The 4195-nt window shown below is 74.1% G+C and carries 4 protein-coding genes and 1 pseudogene; 3 read left to right on the top strand and 2 right to left on the bottom strand.

The features are described from left to right. Positions 1–638 (top strand): hypothetical protein (locus ABZ914_RS47725; RefSeq protein ID WP_500201261.1); only part of this gene is annotated, 638 nt, incomplete at its 5' end. 48 nt (positions 639–686) lie between these two features. Here ABZ914_RS47725 and ABZ914_RS47720 read toward each other — a convergent pair. Further along, entirely contained in the window at positions 687–2195 is a 1509-nt protein-coding gene (locus ABZ914_RS47720; RefSeq protein ID WP_500201260.1) for an MFS transporter, read from the bottom strand. A 134-nt stretch (positions 2196–2329) separates the two neighbouring features. Here ABZ914_RS47720 and ABZ914_RS47715 point away from each other — a divergent pair, with 134 nt between their 5' ends. Further along, entirely contained in the window at positions 2330–2761 is a 432-nt protein-coding gene (locus tag ABZ914_RS47715; protein ID WP_500201259.1) for a Zn-ribbon domain-containing OB-fold protein, read from the top strand. Further along, positions 2758–3897: a thiolase C-terminal domain-containing protein gene (locus ABZ914_RS47710; RefSeq protein ID WP_500201258.1), complete on the top strand. Its 1140-nt coding sequence runs from the start codon at positions 2758–2760 to the stop codon at positions 3895–3897. The genes ABZ914_RS47715 and ABZ914_RS47710 overlap by 4 nt, the downstream gene beginning before the upstream one ends. A gap of 60 nt (positions 3898–3957) precedes the next feature. Here the strand turns inward: ABZ914_RS47710 and ABZ914_RS47705 are convergent. Continuing rightward, positions 3958–4195: pseudogene (locus ABZ914_RS47705) on the bottom strand (acetate--CoA ligase family protein); the annotation flags it as partial.

Below are 4195 nucleotides of genomic sequence, written 5' to 3'. Positions count from 1 at the left end.
CGCTCGCCAGGCTGCGCCGGCTCGGGTCCGCGCAGCTCACCGCCGCGGTCCGCCGCACGCTCGACACCCGGGCCGTCCCCTTGGTCCGGCTGTGGGAGGCGACGGGTACGCGGCCGCTCGCCGCCGCGCTCGCCGGCCTGGACCCGGCGCTGCGCGAGCGCTACGACCGGCTCCCGCTGCTGCTCGGCGAGCCGCCGCTGCCGAAGACCCTGCGCAGGCTCGTCCTGCTGCCCGCGATCGCCGACCCGTACGCGCTCGACCTCGCCGCGCGGCGCGTCCGCGCGGCGATCGGGCGGCTGGCGGTGCGGGACGACCCGGCCGTCGCCCGCGCGGTCGGGCACCGGACGACCGAGCCGCTGCTGTGCGCGCTGACCGTCCTGGTCACCTGCGCCGCGCCGGAGATCCCGCTCGCCGGCGTCGTCCCGCCGCGCAAGGTGCACGTGCCCGGCTACCCGGCGACGACCCTCAAGGACGAGGACGGCCCGTGGCGGCGCGCGCTGCCCGACGCCGCCGAACTCGGCGCCGACACCGGCTCCTTCTGGGACGCGCTGGCCGGGCGGGGACTGCGCGTCCCCGCGTCCTGGCTCGGCGCGGGCGGCTGGACGGCCCTGTGGGCCCGCGCCCACGCGCACCACTGACGGGCGTCCCGCGGACCGGGAGCCCGCGGGACGGCCGCGCGGCACCTCCTACTTCTCGGCTTCGGCCGCCTCCAGGTCGGCCTTCGCGGCGCGCGGGCTCCACCGCCCGGCGAGCGGCAGCATCAGCGCGAAGAACAGCACCTGGGCGGCGATGCACACCCACCACCAGTGCTGCCACTGGTGCGGGGCGTCGGCCGCCGCCTGCTTGATGTCGGCGAGCTGGTGCAGCAGCCCCGCCGGCGGCGCGTGCCCCGCCTGCTGCGCCGCCTTCGCCTCCGCGAGCTTCTCGGGGGCGCTGACCAAGGTGTTCGCGCTGCTCACCACGTACTGCAGCGCGAACACCGAGCCGGCGACCGCGATCCGCGTCGTCCAGCCCCAGACGGCCAGCCCGTGCGCCATCAGCGCCGGGTTGCGCCGCTCGATCGTCTCGGTGAACGCGGCCATCCACGGCGCGTACGCGATGGCGAGGCCGACCGCCAGCAGGCTGACGATGGTCGCGAGCGCCGCGAAGCTCGTGTGCGGATGGGTGGCGCGGGTCAGGAACACGTACGTCATGACGACCGCGAGGACGGTGCCGCCGGCCATGAACGGCTTGCGCACCCGCAGCCGGTCGGACACGAGCCCGACGACCACCAGCGCGATCGCGTCCATCGCCCAGTACCAGGTGTTGATGCCGTTGGCGCGGGACGTGGTGAACCCGAACGTGGTGGTCAGGTAGATGGTGAAGAACCCGACCGCGGTGTAGTAGATGATCAGGAAGATCGAGATCCCGATCGCCGGGGCGAGGACGTCGAACTTGAGCATCTGCGCCCACGGCCGGCCGAGGTCGGCGCTCGCCTCGGCCTGCGCCGCGCGCGCCTCCACCTTCGCGCGGTCCCCGGCGCTGACCATGACCTGGCTGCGCAGGCCGGGGTTCAGCTCCCGCAGGCCGCCGAGCGCGATCGCGAACACGACGAGCCCGAACGCGCCCATGATGTAGTACTGGCTGGCCCAGCTGTTGTCGAGCCGCTCCAGCGTCCGGTTCGCGACGAAGCTGACGATGAGGCTCGCCACGACCGGGCCGAGCGTCCAGAAGCCCATCGCGGACGCGCGGCCGAGCTGCGGGGAGAAGTCCCGGACCAGGGCGGGCGTGGCCACCAGGATCACGCCCTCGACCATCCCGATGACCGTCAGCAGGATGACGAACGCCCACTTGTTCGGCATGGAGGGGAGCAGCAGCGTCAGCACCCCGGTGACGCCGAGCCCGTAGGCGACCAGGTTGGCGCGCCCCCATTTGTCGCAGAGTCCGGCGGCGAGGGCGCCGAACGCGCCGACCAGGCCCCCGACGACCAGCGCGTTGACGTAGAAGAGGAACGACATCTCGAAGTGGGCGAGCACCAGCGGCGCCACGCCGCCGGTCACGTACTGCTCGCAGTAGAGGACGATCGTGGCGAGGACGACCACCGCGAGGTACCACACGCGGGGGCCGGTGTCGGGGTAGCGGTCGAGGTCGCGCTTCCAGAGGCGGTCGATCGCGGCTCTGGGCTCGGGGGCGGCCGGGTGATCGAGGGTGGTCATGGCACCTCTTTCCGGTTGTCCCGGCGGGGGGCTTTCGGGCCCGGTGGTTCTTGAAGCGAACTCTAGGTTCGGGTCCTTAAATTTTCCAGAGCTAAGTTCTAGAATCTCGATCTAGAACTATTTCGAGGAGGGCGATGTCCACCGCCTCCAGGCCCGCGGCCTCCAAGCCCGTCCCGCGACCCACCCCCGACACCCGGCCGTTCTGGGACGGCACCGCCGCCGGGGAGCTGCGCGTCCAGCGCTGCCGCGGCTGCGGCCGGCACTTCTTCTATCCCCGTCCGAGCTGCCCGCACTGCGGCTCCGGCGACGTCGCCTGGGTGACCGCCAGCGGGCGCGCCACCCTCCACTCGTACGTGATCAACCATCGTCCGGCGCCCGGCTTCGAGGACGAGGCGCCCTACGTCATCGCCATCGTGGAACTCGAGGAGGGCGTCCGGATGATGAGCAACCTCGTCGGCGTGCCTGCCGACCCCGACCACCTGCCCCTCGACCTGCCGCTCCGGGTCGCCTTCGAGCAGCGCGGCGACGTGCGCCTCCCGCTCTTCGCCCCCGCGGAGGCCCGGTGAACATCGTCATCGCCGGAGCCGCGGAGACCGACGGGATCGGCCGCCTGCCGGACCGCTCCACCCGGCAGCTGCACCTGGAGGCCGCCCGCAACGCCCTCGCCGACGCCGGGCTCACCAAGGACGACATCGACGGCGTCGCGACCGTCGGCACCCCCGGCCCGGTGGAGATCGCGCATTCGCTCGGCATCGAGCCCGCCTGGCTCGACGGGACGCAGGTCGGCGGCTCGTCGTTCCTGTTCCACGTCCGGCACGCCGCCGCCGCGATCCGCGCCGGGATGTGCGGCACCGTCCTCATCACGCACGGCGAGTCGGGCCGCTCGCGCGTCGGCGCGCCCCGCTACGCCCGCACCCCCGACTCGCTGAGCGGCCAGTTCGAGGCCCCGTACGGCGTGTTCGGCCCGACGTCCGCCTTCACCCTCACCGCGCTGCGGTACATGAAGGAGACCGGCCTCACGCACGAGCAGCTCGCCGGGGTGCCCGTCGCGCAGCGCCGCTGGGCGAACCTCAACCCGCGCGCGATGTACCGCGACCCGATCACCGTCGAGGACGTCCTCGCGTCCCGGATGGTCGCCTACCCGTTCCACCTGCTGGAGTGCTGCCTGGTGACCGACGGCGGCGGCGCGCTCGTCGTCACGTCCGAGGACCGCGCCCGCGCGCTCGGCACCCGCCGCCCGCTCGTCCACCTGCTGGGCGCGGGGGAGTCCGCCGAGTCGCCGGTCATCTCCCAGATGGCCGACCTGACCAGCTCGGCCGCGTTCCGGCGGGCGTCGCGCGCCGCGTTCGCCGAGGCGGGCGTCGGGCACGGCGACGTCGACCACCTGATGATCTACGACGCGTTCGCGCACCTGCCGATCTACGGGCTGGAGGACATGGGCTTCGTCGGGCGCGGCGAGGCGGGCGCGTTCATCGCCGAAGGCCACACCTCGCCCGGCGGCCGCCTCCCGCTGAACACCAACGGCGGCGGCCTGTCCTACACCCACACCGGCATGTACGGGATGTTCGCGATCCAGGAGGCCGTCCGCCAGCTCCGCAAGGAGGCCGCCGCGCAGGTCCCGGACGCGGAGGTCAGCGCGGTGCTCGGCAACGGCGGCATGTTCATGTCCGCCGCCGTCCTCGTCCTGGCCTCCCACCGCTGAGCCGCGGCGTGCCGTCCCTCGGCCGGCCGTCATCGGGGCGGCACGCCGCAGATCCGCGCCTCAGGCCCAGGTGACGAGGGCGTCGAGGATCTCGACCTCGGCGCCGTCGACGCGGAGCGGGTTGATCTCCAGCGATTCGAGCCGGTCGCCGAGGGACGCGGCGAGCGCGGCGACGCGGGCGACGACGCCGGGGTCGGGGTGGTGGGCGGCGGGGGGCGTGGCCCGCGCGCCGGGGAGCCGCGCGGCGCCCGGCGGGTCCGCGGGCGCCGCGCGGACGGCCCGCGCCGGCACGGGCTGG

Origin of the sequence: Spirillospora sp. NPDC046719, assembly GCF_040645715.1 — a bacterium.
Classification (GTDB): domain Bacteria; phylum Actinomycetota; class Actinomycetes; order Streptosporangiales; family Streptosporangiaceae; genus Spirillospora.
The sequence above is the reverse complement of the archived record's forward strand: the minus strand, read 5'-3'. Positions and strand labels throughout refer to the sequence as shown.